The sequence below is a fragment of the Pseudomonas sp. FP1740 genome (assembly GCF_030687165.1).
GTDB lineage: Bacteria > Pseudomonadota > Gammaproteobacteria > Pseudomonadales > Pseudomonadaceae > Aquipseudomonas.
The window spans coordinates 5,367,524-5,385,077 of the sequence record NZ_CP117461.1; the positions used below are offsets into that span (position 1 = coordinate 5,367,524).

14 protein-coding genes are annotated in these 17,554 nt (G+C 59.0%); all 14 read right to left on the bottom strand.

Going from position 1 to position 17,554, the window contains the following annotated elements; all coding sequences use genetic code 11:
• Positions 1 to 65 precede the first annotated feature (65 nt).
• Entirely contained in the window at positions 66 to 1,394 is a 1,329-nt protein-coding gene (tilS, locus tag PSH69_RS24040; RefSeq protein WP_305410030.1) for a tRNA lysidine(34) synthetase TilS, read from the bottom strand.
• 150 nt (positions 1,395 to 1,544) lie between these two features.
• Positions 1,545 to 2,492 carry an acetyl-CoA carboxylase carboxyltransferase subunit alpha gene (locus PSH69_RS24045; RefSeq protein ID WP_018927007.1) on the bottom strand — a complete coding sequence of 316 codons (948 nt, stop codon included), beginning with the start codon at positions 2,490 to 2,492 and terminating at the stop codon, positions 1,545 to 1,547.
• A gap of 150 nt (positions 2,493 to 2,642) precedes the next feature.
• On the bottom strand, positions 2,643 to 6,164 hold the full coding sequence (gene dnaE, locus PSH69_RS24050; RefSeq protein WP_305410031.1) for a DNA polymerase III subunit alpha: 3,522 nt from the start codon (positions 6,162 to 6,164) through the stop codon (positions 2,643 to 2,645).
• Between the two features lie 82 nt (positions 6,165 to 6,246).
• Entirely contained in the window at positions 6,247 to 6,888 is a 642-nt protein-coding gene (rnhB, locus tag PSH69_RS24055; protein ID WP_019581018.1) for a ribonuclease HII, read from the bottom strand.
• Positions 6,888 to 8,015: a lipid-A-disaccharide synthase gene (lpxB, locus tag PSH69_RS24060; RefSeq protein WP_305410032.1), complete on the bottom strand. Its 1,128-nt coding sequence runs from the start codon at positions 8,013 to 8,015 to the stop codon at positions 6,888 to 6,890. The genes rnhB and lpxB overlap by 1 nt, the downstream gene beginning before the upstream one ends.
• 2 nt (positions 8,016 to 8,017) lie before the next feature.
• Positions 8,018 to 8,794 carry an acyl-ACP--UDP-N-acetylglucosamine O-acyltransferase gene (gene lpxA / locus PSH69_RS24065; protein WP_305410033.1) on the bottom strand — a complete coding sequence of 259 codons (777 nt, stop codon included), beginning with the start codon at positions 8,792 to 8,794 and terminating at the stop codon, positions 8,018 to 8,020.
• The gene (gene fabZ, locus PSH69_RS24070) at positions 8,791 to 9,231 is read right to left on the bottom strand and encodes a 3-hydroxyacyl-ACP dehydratase FabZ (protein ID WP_007940511.1); all 441 of its coding nucleotides are present in this window, start codon (positions 9,229 to 9,231) and stop codon (positions 8,791 to 8,793) included. The genes lpxA and fabZ overlap by 4 nt, the downstream gene beginning before the upstream one ends.
• A gap of 109 nt (positions 9,232 to 9,340) precedes the next feature.
• Entirely contained in the window at positions 9,341 to 10,396 is a 1,056-nt protein-coding gene (lpxD, locus tag PSH69_RS24075) for a UDP-3-O-(3-hydroxymyristoyl)glucosamine N-acyltransferase (RefSeq protein ID WP_305410034.1), read from the bottom strand.
• A 3-nt stretch (positions 10,397 to 10,399) separates the two neighbouring features.
• Positions 10,400 to 10,903: an OmpH family outer membrane protein gene (locus tag PSH69_RS24080; protein ID WP_007940508.1), complete on the bottom strand. Its 504-nt coding sequence runs from the start codon at positions 10,901 to 10,903 to the stop codon at positions 10,400 to 10,402.
• Between the two features lie 45 nt (positions 10,904 to 10,948).
• Complete coding sequence (gene bamA, locus PSH69_RS24085) at positions 10,949 to 13,327, bottom strand: outer membrane protein assembly factor BamA (protein ID WP_305410035.1); 2,379 nt, start codon at positions 13,325 to 13,327, stop codon at positions 10,949 to 10,951.
• Positions 13,328 to 13,399: 72 nt separating this feature from the next.
• Positions 13,400 to 14,752 (bottom strand): sigma E protease regulator RseP, encoded by a 1,353-nt coding sequence (gene rseP, locus PSH69_RS24090; protein WP_305410036.1) that lies wholly within the window; start codon positions 14,750 to 14,752, stop codon positions 13,400 to 13,402.
• 52 nt (positions 14,753 to 14,804) lie between these two features.
• On the bottom strand, positions 14,805 to 15,995 hold the full coding sequence (gene ispC / locus PSH69_RS24095; RefSeq protein ID WP_305410037.1) for a 1-deoxy-D-xylulose-5-phosphate reductoisomerase: 1,191 nt from the start codon (positions 15,993 to 15,995) through the stop codon (positions 14,805 to 14,807).
• Positions 15,992 to 16,798 carry a phosphatidate cytidylyltransferase gene (locus PSH69_RS24100; RefSeq protein ID WP_018927016.1) on the bottom strand — a complete coding sequence of 269 codons (807 nt, stop codon included), beginning with the start codon at positions 16,796 to 16,798 and terminating at the stop codon, positions 15,992 to 15,994. The genes ispC and PSH69_RS24100 overlap by 4 nt, the downstream gene beginning before the upstream one ends.
• Positions 16,798 to 17,553, bottom strand: coding sequence for a polyprenyl diphosphate synthase (uppS, locus tag PSH69_RS24105; protein WP_018927017.1), 756 nt, complete (start codon positions 17,551 to 17,553; stop codon positions 16,798 to 16,800). The genes PSH69_RS24100 and uppS overlap by 1 nt, the downstream gene beginning before the upstream one ends.
• Between the last annotated feature and the right edge of the window lies 1 nt (position 17,554).

Below are 17,554 nucleotides of genomic sequence, written 5' to 3' on the forward strand. Positions count from 1 at the left end.
TGCGATTCAGGCGAATCCACAGAAGTTGTATCAAGAAGGGAGCGTAGTCTACCGGAAAGCCCCTTTCAGCTCAAACCTTGATCTTCGATCGGCGGCTGCCAATGCAAATACCAGCCACCGTGCGTACTGCCATTTAGCCCCCGCAGGTTCGCCACCGCCAGCAATTGCTCGCCCCTGTAGACCAGCGGCAATCTGCCACGGGCGAAGCCCGGCACACCGCTTTCGTTGAGCAAACGCTTCAAGTCACGGTGACCGCGATCGGGCAAATTCATGACTTCGCCGCCCTGACGATAGCGGATCTGCAACGGGCCATCGGGGATCCGACCGGCGAGTGACACCACGCCATTACCCGGCAACCCCAGTGATACCGAGGGGTCAGCCCAGGACACCGGGGATGGCGGAGTGCGCAACCATCCACCTGACAACCACCAGAGACGCCCAGCAGCGCGATGCAGTTCGCCCGCCGCCAATCGCCAGACCGGACGTGCGTCGCCAGTCGCATCGCGCAAATCCTGCCAACCCGACCAATGGTCACTGTCCGGCAAAGACGTCAGTGGTTTGAGCCAATGACTCAGGGCATTGCGCTGGCGTGCATCAGAGAGCTTTTCCAGGGGCGCCAGTTCCAGCGACGGCAACCCCAGCCAATCGAAATCACTGACGGTGCCGGCCTGGGCCAGATCAATTTGCGCCAGGTCGTCGAGCAACCCCTGCGCCTCACTCAGATGCGCAGCGCTGCGAGCTATGGTCGCCACTGCTTGCGGCCAACGCGCGGTCAACACGGGGAACACCTGATGACGCAGGTAATTGCGCGAGAACTGCCGGTCCTGATTCGACGGATCTTCGATCCAGTTCAGCTGATATTCAATGGCGTAGGCCTCAAGCTCGGCGCGAGTGACATCAAGCAGTGGTCGCAGCAGATGCCCACGCCCCAAAGGACGCTCACTCGGCATCCCCGACAAACCTCTCACCCCTGCCCCGCGCATCAGCCGAAACAACAGGGTTTCCGCTTGATCGTCACGGTGCTGACCTGTGAGCAGTACTTCACCGGCGTGAGTCGCCGCGATGAAAGCGCCGTAACGCGCATCCCGCGCCGCACGCTCAAGGCTCGCGCCGCGCTCAACCTGAACACGCACAACCTCCAGCGGCACACCCAACGCATCACAGACCGACTGACAATGTTCCGGCCACGCATCAGCCGCAGCCTGCAGGCCATGGTGGACGTGAATGGCGGTCAACGCCGGCAAGGATTCGGTTTTTTCGAGGTGTGCGAGAAGATGCAGCAGGACGGTGGAATCGAGACCACCGGAGAAGGCGATGCGCCAAGTTGTGGCGTTACGCCACGGAACCAGCCCCTGGAGAAGCCTGGCTGGCAGATCAATCGTCTTAGGGCTCATAGACGTCAGTCGCTTCACATAGACCCATTGTGGGAGCGAGCCTGCTCGCGAAGGCTGCTTAACATTCAACATATTTGTTGATTGTTATACCGCAATCGCGAGCAGACGAACGTCGCCCGGCTCTTCCCACAAGGCTATAGCGCGATCAGATCAGAGACCGTAGCTCATCAGACGCTCGTAACGACGGGCCAGCAGCGCGTCGTTGTCGAACTTCTTCAACATCGCCAGTTGCGAGCTCAGCTCGGCGCGGATCGAGGCAGCGGCAGCCGCCGGATCACGATGAGCGCCGCCCAACGGCTCGCCGATCACTTTATCGACAATGCCCAGGCCCTTCAGACGCTCGGCAGTGATGCCCATCGCTTCAGCGGCATCCGGAGCTTTCTCGGAAGTTTTCCACAGAATCGAGGCGCAACCTTCCGGCGAAATCACCGCGTAGGTCGAATATTGCAGCATGTTCAGCTGATCGCAAACGCCGATTGCCAGCGCACCACCGGAACCACCCTCACCGATCACGGTGGCGATGATTGGGGTTTTCAGGCGAGCCATGACGCGCAGGTTCCAGGCAATCGCTTCGCTCTGGTTGCGCTCTTCGGCGTCGATGCCAGGGTAAGCGCCCGGGGTGTCGATGAAGGTCAGGATCGGCATTTTGAAACGCTCGGCCATTTCCATCAGGCGACACGCCTTGCGGTAACCCTCAGGGCGCGGCATGCCGAAGTTGCGGCGAACCTTCTCGCGCACTTCACGGCCTTTCTGGTGACCGATAACCATCACCGGCTGGTCGTCCAGACGGGCAACACCACCAACGATGGCAGCGTCGTCGGAGAAGTGACGGTCGCCGTGCAGCTCATCGAACTCGGTGAAGATGTGTTCGATGTAGTCCAGGGTGTACGGACGTTTCGGGTGACGCGCCAGACGCGCGATCTGCCAGCTGGTCAGCTTGCCGAAGATGTCTTCGGTCAGCGTGCTGCTCTTGTCCTGTAGGCGGGAGATCTCATCGCCGATATTCAGCGAATTGTCATTACCGACCAAGCGCAACTCTTCGATCTTGGCTTGCAGGTCGGCGATCGGCTGTTCGAAATCTAGAAAATTCGGGTTCATAGGCGTCCGTCTAGGGTCGCGTCCAAGAGAGCTTGGGCCGGCCGGTTGTCTATTCGCGCCCTACCTTAAGGGACAGGCGCGTTCAGGTCGAGATTAAAAATTCGGGTCGGGATCAGGCGCGTTCCCATGGTAAGGAATGGCGCCTGACCGTCAACGGTATTGGAGGAAGACGTTGTCTCGCCCGAACTGGTCACGCAGGGCTTGAATCAAGGCATCCGCCGGGTCGATCCGCCAGGTCTCGCCAAACTGCAACAAGGCCTTCGCATCGGGGCTGGTGTAGTCCATGGTGATCGGGCACGCACCGCGATGACGCTTCAACAACTCGCCCAGCCAGCGTAGCTGATCGCCCTTGAGGTCCTTGGCATGCAACTTCAGGCGCAGGCTTTCGGCCAGGTTGGTGCGCGCATCTTCCATGCTCATCACCCGCTTGACCCGCAACCGCAGGCCACCGGAGAAGTCGTCGTTGCTGACTTCGCCTTCGACCACCACCATCGCATCGGTCTGCAACAGCGACTGCGCGGAATGGAACGCATCGGCGAACAACGAGGCTTCGATCCGCCCGGAGCGGTCGTCGAGGGTGATGAAGCCCATCTTGTCGCCCTTTTTGTTCTTCATCACTCGCAGGGCGATGATCATGCCCGCGACCGTTTGCGTATCGCGAGCCGGCTTCAGGTCGATGATGCGCTGACGGGCGAAGCGACGGATCTCGCCTTCGTATTCGTCGATCGGGTGGCCGGTGAGGTACAGGCCCAAGGTATCTTTCTCGCCCTTCAGGCGTTCCTTGAGGGTCAGCTCCTTGGCCTTGCGGTGATTGGCGTAGACGTCGGCATCTTCTTCAACGAACAGACCGCCAAACAGATCGGCATGCCCACTGTCGTGGGTACGAGCGGTTTGTTCGGCCGCCTTGATCGCCTCTTCCATGGCCGTCAACAACACCGCGCGGTTGCGGTCGATGTTGGCCTGATAGGCTTTCTGCTCATCGTGGAAATATGGGCCTAGGCGGTCCAGGGCACCACTGCGGATCAAGCCGTCGAGGGTGCGTTTGTTAATACGCTTGAGGTCGACCCGCGCGCAAAAATCGAACAGGTCCTTGAACGGCCCGTCTTGCCGCGCTTCGGTAATCGCTTCGACCGGGCCTTCGCCCACGCCCTTGATCGCACCCAGACCGTAGATGATGCGGCCTTCGTCGTTCACCGTGAACTTGAACTCCGAGGTGTTCACGTCCGGCGCGTCGAGGCGCAGCTTCATGGTCCGCACTTCTTCGATCAAGGTCACGACCTTGTCGGTGTTGTGCATATCCGCCGACAGTACCGCGGCCATGAACGGCGCCGGATAGTGGGCTTTCAGCCACGCGGTCTGGTACGACACCAGGCCGTAGGCAGCGGAGTGGGATTTGTTGAAGCCGTAACCGGCGAATTTTTCTACGAGGTCGAAAATGTTACCGGCAAGGTCAGCGTCGATATTGTTGGTGGCGCAACCTTCAATGAAACCGCCGCGCTGCTTGGCCATTTCTTCGGGTTTTTTCTTACCCATGGCTCGACGCAGCATGTCCGCGCCGCCAAGGGTGTAACCGGCCATGACCTGGGCAATCTGCATCACCTGTTCCTGATACAGGATGATGCCGTAAGTCGGCGCCAATACCGGCTTGAGGCCGTCGTACTGGTAGTCCGAGTGCGGGTACGCGAGTTCGGCGCGACCGTGCTTACGGTTGATGAAGTCGTCCACCATGCCCGATTGCAGCGGGCCCGGACGGAACAGGGCCACCAGTGCGATCAAGTCTTCCAGGCAGTCGGGCTTGAGCTTTTTGATCAGCTCTTTCATGCCGCGCGACTCGAGCTGGAACACCGCGGTGGTTTCGGCTTTTTGCAGCAGCGTGTAAGTCGGTTTGTCGTCCAGCGGGATGAACGCGATGTCCAGCGGCGGTTCGTTGACCTTGGCGCGGTCACGGTTGATGGTCTTCAGTGCCCAGTCGATGATCGTCAGGGTCCGAAGCCCCAGGAAGTCGAACTTCACCAGACCGGCAGCCTCGACGTCATCCTTGTCGAACTGGGTTACCAGACCGTCGCCCGCTTCGTCGCAATAGATCGGCGAGAAGTCGGTCAGCTTGGTCGGCGCGATGACCACACCACCGGCGTGTTTACCGACGTTACGCACAACGCCTTCGAGCTTGCGCGCCATTTCCCAGATTTCCGCGGCTTCTTCATCGACCTTGATGAAGTCGCGCAGGATTTCTTCCTGTTCGTAGGCTTTTTCCAGGGTCATGCCGACTTCGAACGGAATCATCTTCGACAGACGATCCGCCAGGCCGTAGGACTTGCCCTGCACCCGCGCCACGTCACGGACCACAGCCTTGGCCGCCATGGAACCGAAGGTGATGATCTGGCTCACCGCGTTACGGCCGTATTTCTCGGCCACGTAATCGATCACGCGGTCGCGACCGTCCATGCAGAAGTCGACGTCGAAGTCAGGCATGGAAACCCGTTCCGGGTTAAGGAAACGTTCGAACAGCAGGTCATATTCCAGCGGGTCGAGGTCAGTGATCTTCTGTACATAAGCCACCAGCGACCCGGCACCCGACCCACGGCCAGGCCCCACCGGTACGCCGTTGTTCTTGGCCCACTGGATAAAGTCCATCACGATCAGGAAGTAACCGGGGAAGCCCATCTGGATGATGATATCCAGCTCGAAATTCAGCCGGTCGACATAGACCTGACGCTTGGCGTCGTAGTCTTCGGTGGTGTCCTTGGGCAGCAGAACGCTGAGGCGTTCTTCCAGACCGTCGAAGGAAACCTTGCGGAAATATTCGTCGATGGTCATGCCATCGGGAATCGGGAAGTTGGGCAGGAAGTGCTTGCCCAGCTTTACTTCGATGTTGCAGCGCTTGGCGATCTCGACCGTGTTCTCCAGCGCCTCAGGCAGGTCGCTGAACAGCTCGGCCATTTCCTCGGCGCTTTTGAGGTATTGCTGATCGCTGTAATTCTTCGAACGCCGCGGATCGTCGAGGGCGCGGCCTTCACCGATGCAAACGCGGGTTTCGTGGGCTTCGAAGTCTTCCTGCTTGATGAAGCGCACGTCGTTGGTCGCCACCAGCGGCGCGCCGATTTTCTCGGCCAGGGCCACTGCGCCATGCAGCTGCTCTTCGTCGTTGGGGCGATTGGTGCGCTGGATTTCCAGGTAGAAACGATCCGGGAACACCGCCATCCACTCGCGAGCCAGGGTTTCGGCTTCGTCCGGGTTGCCGCCGAGCATCGCCAGACCGATTTCGCCCTCTTTCGCCGCCGACAGCATGATCAAGCCTTCGCTGGCTTCGGCCACCCACTCGCGCTCGATGATGATCGAACCATTGCGCTGGCCGTCGATGAAACCACGGGAGATCAGTTCGGTGAGGTTGCGATAACCCGTGGCGTTCATCGCCAGCAGGCTGATCCGGCTCAAGGGGTTGTCCGGATCCTTGTTCGACAGCCACAGGTCGGCGCCACAGATCGGCTTGATCCCGGCGCCCATGGCGGCTTTATAGAATTTGACCAGGGAACACATGTTGTTCTGGTCAGTGACCGCCACGGCAGGCATGTTCATGCCGACCAGGGTCTTGACCAGCGGTTTGATCCGCACCAGACCGTCGACCAGGGAATATTCAGTGTGCAGGCGTAGATGAACGAATGAAGCCGGCATAGTGATCCTGTCTAGAAACTAGAAACGTGAAGACAACAAGGCCCGGATTGTACCGGGCCTTGAGTAAAACATCAGCCTGCGACTAACCCTCGATCAGGTTTTCCCGCGCTTCATACGCCAGGCGTACCGGGGCGAACGAGCGGCGGTGAATCGGTGTCGGCCCCAGACGCGTCAGCGCCTCCAGATGAACGGGCGTCGGGTAGCCTTTGTGGCCACCGATACCGTAACCGGGGTAAATCAGTTCGAACGCCGCCATCTCACGGTCACGGCTGACCTTGGCCAGAATTGACGCCGCCGCAATGGCCGGGACCTTGCCATCCCCCTGGATAACCGCTTCGGCACGCATCGAAAGCTTCGGGCACCGGTTGCCATCAATCATCGCCAGTTTCGGCTGAATGTGTAGCCCTTCGACCGCACGCTGCATAGCCAGCATGGTGGCATGGAGAATATTCAACTCGTCGATTTCTTCGACTTCGGCACGAGCGATGCACCAGCTCAGGGCTTTTTCGCAGATTTCATCGTAAAGCGCTTCGCGACGGGCTTCGGTGAGCTTCTTCGAATCATTGAGGCCAAGGATCGGCCGGCTTGGGTCAAGGATCACCGCCGCCGTCACCACGGCACCGCACAGCGGGCCGCGACCGACTTCATCAACACCCGCCACCAGATCTTCAACTTCATCGACCAGCATAAAATCCAGGCCCAGCTGCTTGCTTGCTTTGCTCATTATGCTCTGCCAATCAGGTTCAGTACCGCGTCCGCTGCCTGATTGGAGGCGTCCAGTCGCAGGGTTCGGTGGATTTCGTCAAAGCCTCGGGTCTGCTCCTCGCCACCTTCGATCAGCGGCGACAGAGTCTGGGCCAGGGCTTCGACTGTCGCATCGTCCTGCAACAACTCTGGCACCAGCAGGCGCTGGGCCAGCAAATTCGGCAACGAGACGTAGGGACTCTTCACCATCCGTTTGAGAATCCAGAACGTCAGCGGTGCCAAGCGATAAGCGACCACCATCGGCCGCTTGTACAGCAATGCTTCCAGCGTGGCGGTGCCCGAAGCGATCAACACCGCGTCGCACGCCGCCAGCGCCAGATGGGATTTGCCGTCGAGCAAGGTCAGCGGCAGATCGCGACCAGCCAACAGCTCTTCAAGCTGGGCCCGGCGTTCCGCGCTGGCGCACGGCATAACGAATCGCACGCCCGGACGCATGGCTCGCAAGCGCTGAGCAGTGTCGAGGAACAACGCACCGAGGCGCCCGACTTCACCGCCACGGCTGCCCGGCATCAGCGCGACCAGTGGCCCGTCCGGCAAACCGAGTTCAGCCCGCGCGGCGGCGCGATCGGCCTCCAGCGGAATCGCATCGGCCAGGGAATGCCCGACAAACCGTACCGGCACGCCCTTCTCTTCATAAAATTTAGCTTCGAACGGGAAGAGCGTCAGCATCAGGTCGCAACCTTCGCGAATCTTCAGCACCCGCTTCTGTCGCCAGGCCCAGACCGACGGGCTGACGTAATGCACGGTCTTGATCCCGGCCTGACGCAGCTTGAGTTCGATATTGAGGTTGAAGTCCGGGGCATCGATACCGATGAACACGTCCGGCTTCGCGGCGATCAGGTCCGCAACCAGTTTCTTGCGACGGGCCAACAGCTCGCGCAAACGGCCCAGTACTTCCACCAACCCCATGACAGAAAGGCGTTCCATCGGGAAATACGAGGTCAGGCCTTCGGCCTGCATCAGCGGACCGCCGACACCAATGAACTCGACCGCCGGATGCTGTGCCTTGAGCGCACGCATGAGACCTGCACCCAGAATGTCACCGGAAGCCTCACCCGCCACCAGCGCAATACGCAGATTGGCCATGATTAGCGGGTGATGCCGCGGGTCGAAGACTGGATGGAATCACGGAACACCGCGACTTCCGGGAACTGCAGCGAGGGTTCGGCCAGCTCGGCGAGCGCTTGCTCGACTGTCAGGCCCTGGCGGTAAACCACCTTGTAGGCACGACGCAACGCGTGGATCGCCTCTTCGCTGAAGCCGCGACGGCGCATGCCTTCGAAGTTCATGCTGCGAGCTTCAGCGGGGTTGCCGAATACCGTGACGTACGCTGGAACGTCTTTGCCAATGGCAGTGCCCATGCCGGAAAAGCTGTGGGCGCCAATGTGGCAATACTGGTGAACCAGGGTGAAGCCGGACAGGATCGCCCAGTCTTCAACGTGCACATGCCCCGCCAACGCGGTGTTGTTGACCAGGATGCAATGATTGCCAATAACGCTGTCGTGACCGATGTGGGCATAGGCCATGATCAGGTTGTGATCGCCCAGGGTCGTTTCCGAACGGTCCTGAATGGTCCCGCGGTGAATCGTCACGCCTTCACGGATGACGTTGTGGTCACCGATGACCAGACGGGTTTCCTCGCCCTTGTATTTCAGATCGGGCGTGTCCTCACCTACCGAAGAAAACTGGTAGATGCGGTTGTGCTTACCGATTCGGGTCGGGCCCTTGAGAATCACATGCGGCCCGATCACTGTCCCCTCGCCGATTTCCACACCTGCGCCGACAATCGACCAAGGGCCGACTTCGACGTCGTCGGCCAGGATGGCCTTCGGATCGATGATTGCGCGAGGGTCAATCAAACTCATAGTTTGCGTTCCGCACAGATGATTTCAGCGGAGCAGACTGGCTTGCCATCGACCGAAGCCTGGCATTCGAACTTCCAGATCTGACGCTTGCAGCTGATGAACTTGGCTTCAAGGATCAATTGATCGCCCGGCAGCACCGGCTGACGGAAGCGCAGTTTGTCGGAACCGACGAAGTAGTAAAGCGTGCCATCGGCCGGTTTCACGTCGAGCATTTTGAAACCAAGGATCCCGGCAGCCTGAGCCATCGCTTCGATGATCAGTACGCCCGGCATGATTGGATGCGCAGGGAAGTGACCATTGAAGAACGGTTCGTTGATGCTGACATTCTTGTAGGCGCGAATGCGCTTGCCTTCCACATCCAGATCCACGACCCGGTCCACCAGCAGGAACGGGTAACGGTGAGGCAGGTATTCGCGAATCTCGTTGATGTCCATCATTTCGGGGGGAAGCCTATGTAAAGATTGGGAGCGCGCGACTGACGCGCACTCCTCTAGCAAATCAAGGGAGGCAGTCTAGCGGCTGTGCACACTTGATATGGAAATGGTATCAGCCATCTGATGAAGCATTACCGTCAGGGGTCACGTCCCCTACACGCTTTTCCAGCTGTCGCAGACGACGCGCGATGTCATCGAGCTGACGGATACGTGCCGCGCTTTTGCGCCATTCGGCTGCCGGCTGCATCGCCGTACCGGAAGAATAGGAACCCGGCTCGGTAATCGAGTGGGTCACCATGGTCATCCCGGTCAGGAAAACGTTGTCGCAAATGTCGATATGCCCCACCAGCCCTACGCCACCGGCGAGCATGCAATGCTTGCCGATTTTGGTGCTGCCGGAAATTCCCACGCACGCGGCCATGGCCGTGTGGTCACCAACCTGGACGTTGTGGGCAATCTGAATCTGATTGTCGAGCTTCACACCATTACCAATGACGGTATCGGCCAGCGCGCCACGATCGATAGCGGTATTTACGCCTATTTCCACGTCGTCTCCGATCGAGACGCCGCCGATCTGGGCAATTTTCTGCCAGACACCTTTCTCGTTGGCAAAACCGAAGCCTTCACCACCTAGCACGGCACCGGATTGAATCACCACCCGTTTGCCGATGCGCACGTCGTGATACAGCGTGACGCGCGGGGCCAACCAGCCGCCCTCGCCAATTTCGCAGCGCGCACCGATGAAGCAATGCGCACCAACGGTCACACCGGCGCCAATACGCGCTGCACTTTCGATGACCGCAAAGGCACCGATGCTCGCCGCCGGATCGACCACCGCATCCGCTGCCACTACCGCTGTCGGATGAATACCGGCCGGCGCCTTGGGCTTGGGATCGAACAGATGGGAAATGCGCGCATAAGCCACATACGGATCAGCCACCACCAACGCATCACCGGCAAAACCTTCAGCGTCAGCGGCCTTCAGCAGCACGGCTGCGGCTTGACTGTCAGCCAGGTATTTACGGTATTGAGGATTTGCCAGAAAGCTCAACTGAGCTGGGCCAGCCTCTTGCAAAGTGGCCAGCCCAGTAATTTCTTTCTCCGGGTCGCCACGTAAGGTGGCGCCGAGGAACTCGGCCAGCTGGCCGAGCTTTATAGTCGCTGTCATGGGTTACTTCAGCTGATTCATGCGCTCGATAACCTGGCGAGTGATGTCGTACTGAGGCTTGACATCAATCACTGCGCCACGCTCGAAGACCAGGTCATAAGCACCTTTCTTGATGACTTCTTCCACAGCGCTGTCCAGTTTCGGCTTGAGCTGCTTCAGCATTTCACGGTCGGCAACGGCTTTGGCTTCGTTCAGCTCCTTGGACTGGAACTGGAAATCACGGGCCTTTTGCTTGAACTCGAGCTCCAGACGTTCACGCTCGCCTTGCTGCATCTTGTCGCCACCGGCCATCAAACGGTCCTGGATACCCTTGGCGCTGCTTTCCAGGCTCTTGAGCTTGGTCAGTTGTGGGCCGAATTTTTTCTCGGCATCCACGGCGTATTTCTTCGCCGCATCGGATTCCAGCAGTGCCATCTGATAGTTCAGAACGGCGATTTTCATGTCGGCAAAAGCCGGACCTGCAACCAGCACGGTCGCCAGGAGAACCAATTGAGTCAACTTACGCACGATGCACTCCTACAAAATCCATTGTCATTATCTTGGGTCAGACGCTTAGAACGTCTGGCCGAGGGAGAATTGGAACACTTGAGTCTCGGCATTGCTGTCCGGTTTTTTGACTGGCATCGCCAAGGCGAAGCTCAACGGACCAAGGGCGGTAACCCATGTCACACCGACACCCACCGAACTGGCCATATTGCTCAGGCTGACGTCGTTACACTGAGTGTTGGACTTGGAACCATCGGCGTTGGTGCTCTGCTTGCAAGTCGAATCGAACACATTACCCACATCCCAGAATACCGAAGTGCGCAAGGAACGCTGATCTTTCACGAACGGCAGAGGGAACAGAACTTCTACACCACCCTGAATCAGGACGTTACCACCAAACGGTAGTGGATCCTGGTCCGGGTCGGTTGCGGTGCCCGGGTTCACGCCCCGGCTCGGAGTACTACGAGGCCCCAGAGTGCTGTCCTTGAAGCCACGAACCGAGTTGAAACCACCGGCGTAATAGTTTTCATAGAACGGCAAGCCGTCGGTCGAACCATAACCGTCGCCATAACCCAGCTCGGTGTGGAGGCGCATGGTGTAGTTTTCAGACAACGGCTGGAACAATTGACCGCGATAATCGAGCTTGAAGAACGACAAGTCGCTGCCCGGTGTCGTGGCTTCCGCGGTCAAGCTCTGGGAGTGACCACGGGTCGCCAGTACCCCTTTGTTCAAGGTGGATTCAGACCAACCGGCCGACGCCTTGAAGTTGAGGTACTGATCACCTTCCTTGTTAACGAAGTCGAAGATTTCGTCGACGGTGTAAAGACCCGTCTTGATCTTGTCTTGTTGTGCAGACAAACCAAACGTCAGACGCGAAGTCTCGCTGATCGGGTAACCAACGCTGACACCTGCACCCAGGCTGTCTACGGCGTAGCTGGCTACGTTGACATCGAGGTCTTTGTAGTCGGTCGTACGATAGAAAGCGTTGTAACCCAGGCTCACACCGTCAGCTGTCCAGTAGGGGTCGACATAACCGAAGTTATAACGGCTTTGATACTGACTGCGAGTCAAGCCGATGCTGACCTTGTTACCGGTACCCAGGAAGTTGTTCTGAGTGATCGAACCACCAAGGATCAGACCGGCGCTCTGGGCGAAACCGACGCTGGCGGTAATCGAACCGGACGCCTGCTCTTCAACGCTGTAGTTCACGTCAACCTGATCATCGACACCCGGCACGGCCGGCGTTTCAACGTTGACTTCCTTGAAGAAGCCCAGACGTTCCAGGCGGGTCTTGGATTGGTCGATCAGGTAGGTCGAAGCCCAGCCACCTTCCATCTGACGCATTTCACGGCGCAGCACTTCGTCTTCGGACTTGGTGTTGCCACGGAAGTTGATGCGATTCACGTAAGCACGCTTGCCCGGATCGACAGCGAACGTGATATCGACCGTATGATCTTCATCGTGAGGCTGAGGCACGCCGTTGACGTTAGCGAAGGTGTAACCCTCGTTACCCAGGCGGCGGGTGATCAGTTCGGAGGTGGTGGTCATCAGCTTGCGCGAGAACACCTGGCCTTTCTGCACCAGCAGCAGGGACTTGACCTGGTCTTCAGGCACTTTCAGGTCGCCACTGAGTTTCACGTCACGAACGGTGTACTTCTCGCCTTCGTTGACGTTGACGGTGATATAGACGTGTTTCTTGTCCGGGGTGATGGACACCTGGGTCGAAGCGATATCCATATTGATATAGCCACGATCCAGGTAATAGGAGCGCAGACGCTCCAGGTCACCGGAGAGTTTTTCACGGGCGTACTTGTCATCGTTCTTGAAGAACGACAGCCAGTTGCTGGTCTTGAGTTCGAACAGGTCGATCAGGTCTTCGTCAGGAAAGACAGTGTTGCCCACCACGTTGATGTGCTGGATCGCCGCTACTGTGCCTTCGTTGATGTTGACCTTCAGGGCAACGCGGTTACGCGGCTGCGGCACCACTTCGGTGTCGACGGTAGCCGAGTAGCGACCCTGAGCGACGTATTGACGCTGCAGTTCGTTACGCACACCTTCGAGGGTTGCGCGCTGGAAGATCTCGCCTTCGGCCAGACCGGACTGTTTGAGGCCCTTCATCAGGTCTTCAGTGGAGATCGCCTTGTTGCCTTCGATCTCGATACTGGCGACCGACGGACGCTCGACTACAGTGATGACCAGGACGTTGCCTTCACGGCCCAGCTGGATATCTTGAAAGAACCCGGTTTTGAACAGCGCACGAGTGGATTCCACCAGGCGACGATCATCCGCCTGCTCGCCGACGTTCAACGGCAAGGCACCAAAGACACTACCCGCGGAGACCCGCTGGAGGCCATTGACGCGAATATCAGAGATAGTGAAGGACTCGGCGTGAACTTCGGCGATCATCAATACGGTGAGAACCGCAGTTAGCAGCAGACGTTTCATGAAGTCCTTTCTTATTCCAACTGGCAATAAAAACTGCCGCAAAATGCGGCAGATTCGCAATTCAGCGAAGCGTTACAGTCGACCCAGATCATTGACCAGAGCAAGCAACATCACCCCGACCACCAAACTGATACCGATCTGTATCCCCCAACCTTGCACCCGATCCGACAAGGGACGACCACGCGCCCACTCGATCAGATAAAACAACAAATGCCCCCCATCCAGTACAGGAATGGGCAGCAAATTCAGAACACCCAGGCTAATACTCAGATAAGCAAGGAAATTCAGGAAATCAGCGATGCCCGACTGGGCAGAAGCGCCCGCCACTTTAGCAATGGTTATCGGTCCACTCAAGTTTTTTACCGAGAGCTCGCCGAACAACATTTTCTTGAGCGAGTCGAGGGTCAGTACGCTCATGGTCCAGGTGCGTCGGGCACCCTCCCCAATCGCGGCCACCGGACCATAACTGACTTCGCGAATCATCTCTGGTGGCCAATCGACCGCTTTCACCCCTGCGCCAAGATAGCCACTGGGTGCCTTGCTCTCGCCGCGCGCGGCCAGCGTCACAGGGACGTCGATTTGAGCACCGTCGCGCTCAACGCGCAGCATGATTTTGGTATCCGGATGCAAACGGACGATGTCGACTACTTGCTGCCAGTCATCCAGTGCCTTGCCATCAAGGGCCAACAGGCGGTCACCGGCCTTCAGACCCGCGGCCTTTGCTGGCCCTTTTGGATCAATTTCGGCCAGCACCGGCGGCAATGCCGGACGCCAGGGGCGAATACCCAGCGAGTGAATGGGATCCGGCTCGTTAGCCCCCTTGAGCCACTTGTCCAGCACCAGCTCACGAGGCGAATCCACGGTGGAGCCCTGCTCGCGGACCAGCATTTGCAGGGAACCGCTCTCGCCCAGGCGGCGGACCAGTTGCAGGTTCACCGCAGCCCAGCCGGAAGTGGGCTCGCCATCGATGGCAATAATTTCCTGCCCCGGGCTCAAACCTGCCCTGGAGGCGATACTGCCGGATTCGACCGCGCCAATAACCGGGCGCACTTGCTCGCTGCCCAGCATTGCCAATGCCCAGAAAAACACCATCGCCAATAGAAAGTTGGCAATCGGACCGGCTGCCACGATAGCAATGCGCTGACGGACGGACTTGCGATTGAAGGCGTGATCGAGCTGATCGGCCGGCACCTCACCTTCGCGCTCGTCGAGCATTTTCACGTAGCCACCCAGCGGGATGGCGGCAACCACGAATTCAGTGCCTTTGCTGTCGTGCCAGCGCAGCAGCGGCATGCCGAAGCCCACGGAGAAACGCAGCACTTTGACCCCACAGCGACGTGCGACCCAGAAATGGCCGAATTCGTGGAAGGTGACCAGCACGCCCAGCGCTACCAGGGTGCCGACAATCATATAGAGCGCGCTCATCTACTTTCTCCGCAATCCTATCGGTGCTGCATGGGCCAACGTATTGCAGCACTTATCGGCCGTGACGACTCAACCATTGCCCGGCCAGTACCCGTGCTTTCGCATCGGCCGTAAACACTGCCTCGAGATCATCAACCGCAACCACAGGCTCGAGGTTCAATACTTCCTCGATAATACTCGCGATTTCCAGATAGCGAACCCGTCCGTCGAGAAAGGCCGCCACAGCCACCTCATTCGCGGCGTTGAGCATGGCCGGCGCGCTGTTACCAGCCTCGGCGGCTTGACGCGCAAGGCGCAGGCAAGGGAAGCGCTCTTCATCGGGTGCCTGGAAATCCAGGCGAGCGATGGCGAACAGGTCCAACGGCGCAACACCCGAGTCGATCCGCTCTGGCCAGGCCAGGGCATTGGCAATCGGCGTGCGCATATCCGGATTACCCAACTGCGCCAGCACCGAACCATCGATATAGTCGACCAGCGAATGAATCACGCTTTGCGGGTGAATCACCACTTCGACCTGAGAGGGCGTAGCGTCGAACAGCCAGCAGGCCTCGATCAGCTCGAGCCCTTTGTTCATCATGCTGGCCGAATCCACCGAAATCTTGCGTCCCATGGACCAATTCGGGTGAGCACACGCTTGTTCAGGGGTAACATGCGCCAGTTCGGCCAGGGGCGTCTGCCGGAACGGGCCACCAGAGGCTGTCAGTAAAATCCGCCGTACACCGACCGCGCCCAAACCACGGGAGAAATCCTGCGGCATGCACTGGAAAATCGCGTTGTGTTCGCTATCGATCGGCAGCAGTACCGAACCGCTTTTACGCACGGCCTGCATGAACAGCGCACCGGACATCACCAGCGCTTCTTTATTGGCCAAAAGAATCTTTTTGCCGGCCTCGACCGCCGCCAGGGTCGGACGCAAACCCGCCGCCCCGACGATCGCCGCCATTACCGCATCGACTTCTGGATCCGAGGCGATCTGACACAAGCCCTCCTCTCCCACCAGAACACGGGTCGACAGGCCAGCCGCCTGCAATTCGTCCTGCAAGCCCCGGGCAGCGCCTGATTCCGGCACGACCGCGAAACGTGGCGCATGACGCACGCAAAGCGCCAGCAGCTCACTCAAACGAGTGAAACCGCTCAAGGCGAATACCTGATAGCGTTCGGGGTGACGGGCGATGACGTCCAGAGTGCTCAGACCGATCGAGCCGGTCGCCCCCAGCACGGTAATCTGTTGTGGGCGACTCACGATGCCGCCATCCACAGCAGCACGGCGAACACCGGAATCGCCGCTGTCAGACTGTCGATGCGGTCCAGCACACCGCCGTGCCCCGGCAGCAGATTACTGCTGTCCTTGATCCCCGACTGGCGCTTGAACATACTTTCGGTGAGGTCGCCCACCACCGAAATGAACACGATGATCGCGGCACCGAACAGGCCCATCAGCATCTGAGCGAAACTCCAGTCCCGCGCAAAACCGACGATTGCCGTGATCACCAGGCTCAGCAGCAAGCCGCCATACACGCCTTCCCAGCTCTTGCCAGGGCTGACCTGTGGTGCCAGCTTGCGCTTGCCGAAGGCTCGGCCGGAAAAGTACGCACCGATATCGGCGCCCCAGACCAGCACCATCACGGCCATGATCAGCCAGTTGCCCAAGGGCTCCTGCTTGATCAGGATCAGACCTTGCCAGGCTGGCAACAGAATCAACAAACCGATCGCCAGCTTGCAGGCAGCGCTGGCCCAGTGTTCGCTGGACCGTGGATAAGTCAGCACCAGATAGGTGGCCACGCCCCACCAGAGCACCGAGGCACCCAGCACCCAAGGCGCAAGCCCCGGCAGGATGTGCATGACAAACAGCATCAGCGCGACCACAGCTGCAAAAGCAACACGGATCGCCTGGCCAGCGAAACCCGCCAGACGCGCCCATTCCCATGCCCCCAGCGTCACCACCAGCCCGATAAACAGTGCAAAACCGGACCCTTCAAGCAGGAAAAACCCGCACAGGGCAATCGGCAGCAGAATCAGTGCCGTGATGATTCGTTGTTTAAGCATTAAACCCGGGCTCCAGACTCGACCTGCTCGCTCGTTTTACCGAAGCGACGCTGGCGAGAAGCGAAATCAGCCAGCGCATTGCGCATGGCGTCGTGTTTGAAGTCCGGCCAGAACAGGTCGGAGAAGTACAACTCGGCGTAAGCCAGTTGCCACAGCAGGAAGTTACTGATGCGATGCTCGCCACCGGTACGGATGCACAAGTCCGGCAACGGCAGATCGCCGGTCGCCAGACAGGTTTGCAACAGCTCGGGAGTGATGTCTTCAGGACGCAGATGCCCGGCCTGAACTTCGCGCGCCAGACGCTGCGCAGCTTGCGCGATGTCCCACTGACCACCGTAGTTGGCGGCGATCTGCAGGATAAAGCGATTGACGCCGGCAGTCATCGCCTCAGCTTCACGCATGGCAGCTTGAAGCTCCGGATGAAAACGCGAACGGTCGCCGATGATGCGCAAACTGATGTTGTTGTCGTTCAGGCGCTTGGCCTCGCGACGCAGCGCCCTGAAGAACAGATCCATCAAGGCACTGACCTCATCGGCCGGGCGTTGCCAGTTCTCACTGGAGAACGCAAACAGGGTCAATACCTCAACCCCGGACTCCGCACACACCTCGATGACCGCACGAACAGCATCCACACCCGCTTTATGCCCGGCGACACCCGGCATAAAGCGTTTTTTCGCCCAACGATTATTACCATCCATGATGATCGCGACATGGCGCGGCACCGCGGACGGCGCAGTCTGCTTGGTCTTGTCCATT

Coding starts and splice junctions, on each gene's coding strand:
- tilS (WP_305410030.1), bottom strand. CDS start 1,394: ATGAGCCCTAAGACGATTGATCTGCCAGCCAGGCTTCTCCAGGGGCTG.
- PSH69_RS24045 (WP_018927007.1), bottom strand. CDS start 2,492: ATGAACCCGAATTTTCTAGATTTCGAACAGCCGATCGCCGACCTGCAA.
- dnaE (WP_305410031.1), bottom strand. CDS start 6,164: ATGCCGGCTTCATTCGTTCATCTACGCCTGCACACTGAATATTCCCTG.
- rnhB (WP_019581018.1), bottom strand. CDS start 6,888: ATGAGCAAAGCAAGCAAGCAGCTGGGCCTGGATTTTATGCTGGTCGAT.
- lpxB (WP_305410032.1), bottom strand. CDS start 8,015: ATGGCCAATCTGCGTATTGCGCTGGTGGCGGGTGAGGCTTCCGGTGAC.
- lpxA (WP_305410033.1), bottom strand. CDS start 8,794: ATGAGTTTGATTGACCCTCGCGCAATCATCGATCCGAAGGCCATCCTG.
- fabZ (WP_007940511.1), bottom strand. CDS start 9,231: ATGATGGACATCAACGAGATTCGCGAATACCTGCCTCACCGTTACCCG.
- lpxD (WP_305410034.1), bottom strand. CDS start 10,396: ATGACAGCGACTATAAAGCTCGGCCAGCTGGCCGAGTTCCTCGGCGCC.
- bamA (WP_305410035.1), bottom strand. CDS start 13,327: ATGAAACGTCTGCTGCTAACTGCGGTTCTCACCGTATTGATGATCGCC.
- rseP (WP_305410036.1), bottom strand. CDS start 14,752: ATGAGCGCGCTCTATATGATTGTCGGCACCCTGGTAGCGCTGGGCGTG.
- PSH69_RS24100 (WP_018927016.1), bottom strand. CDS start 16,798: ATGCTTAAACAACGAATCATCACGGCACTGATTCTGCTGCCGATTGCC.
- uppS (WP_018927017.1), bottom strand. CDS start 17,553: ATGGACAAGACCAAGCAGACTGCGCCGTCCGCGGTGCCGCGCCATGTC.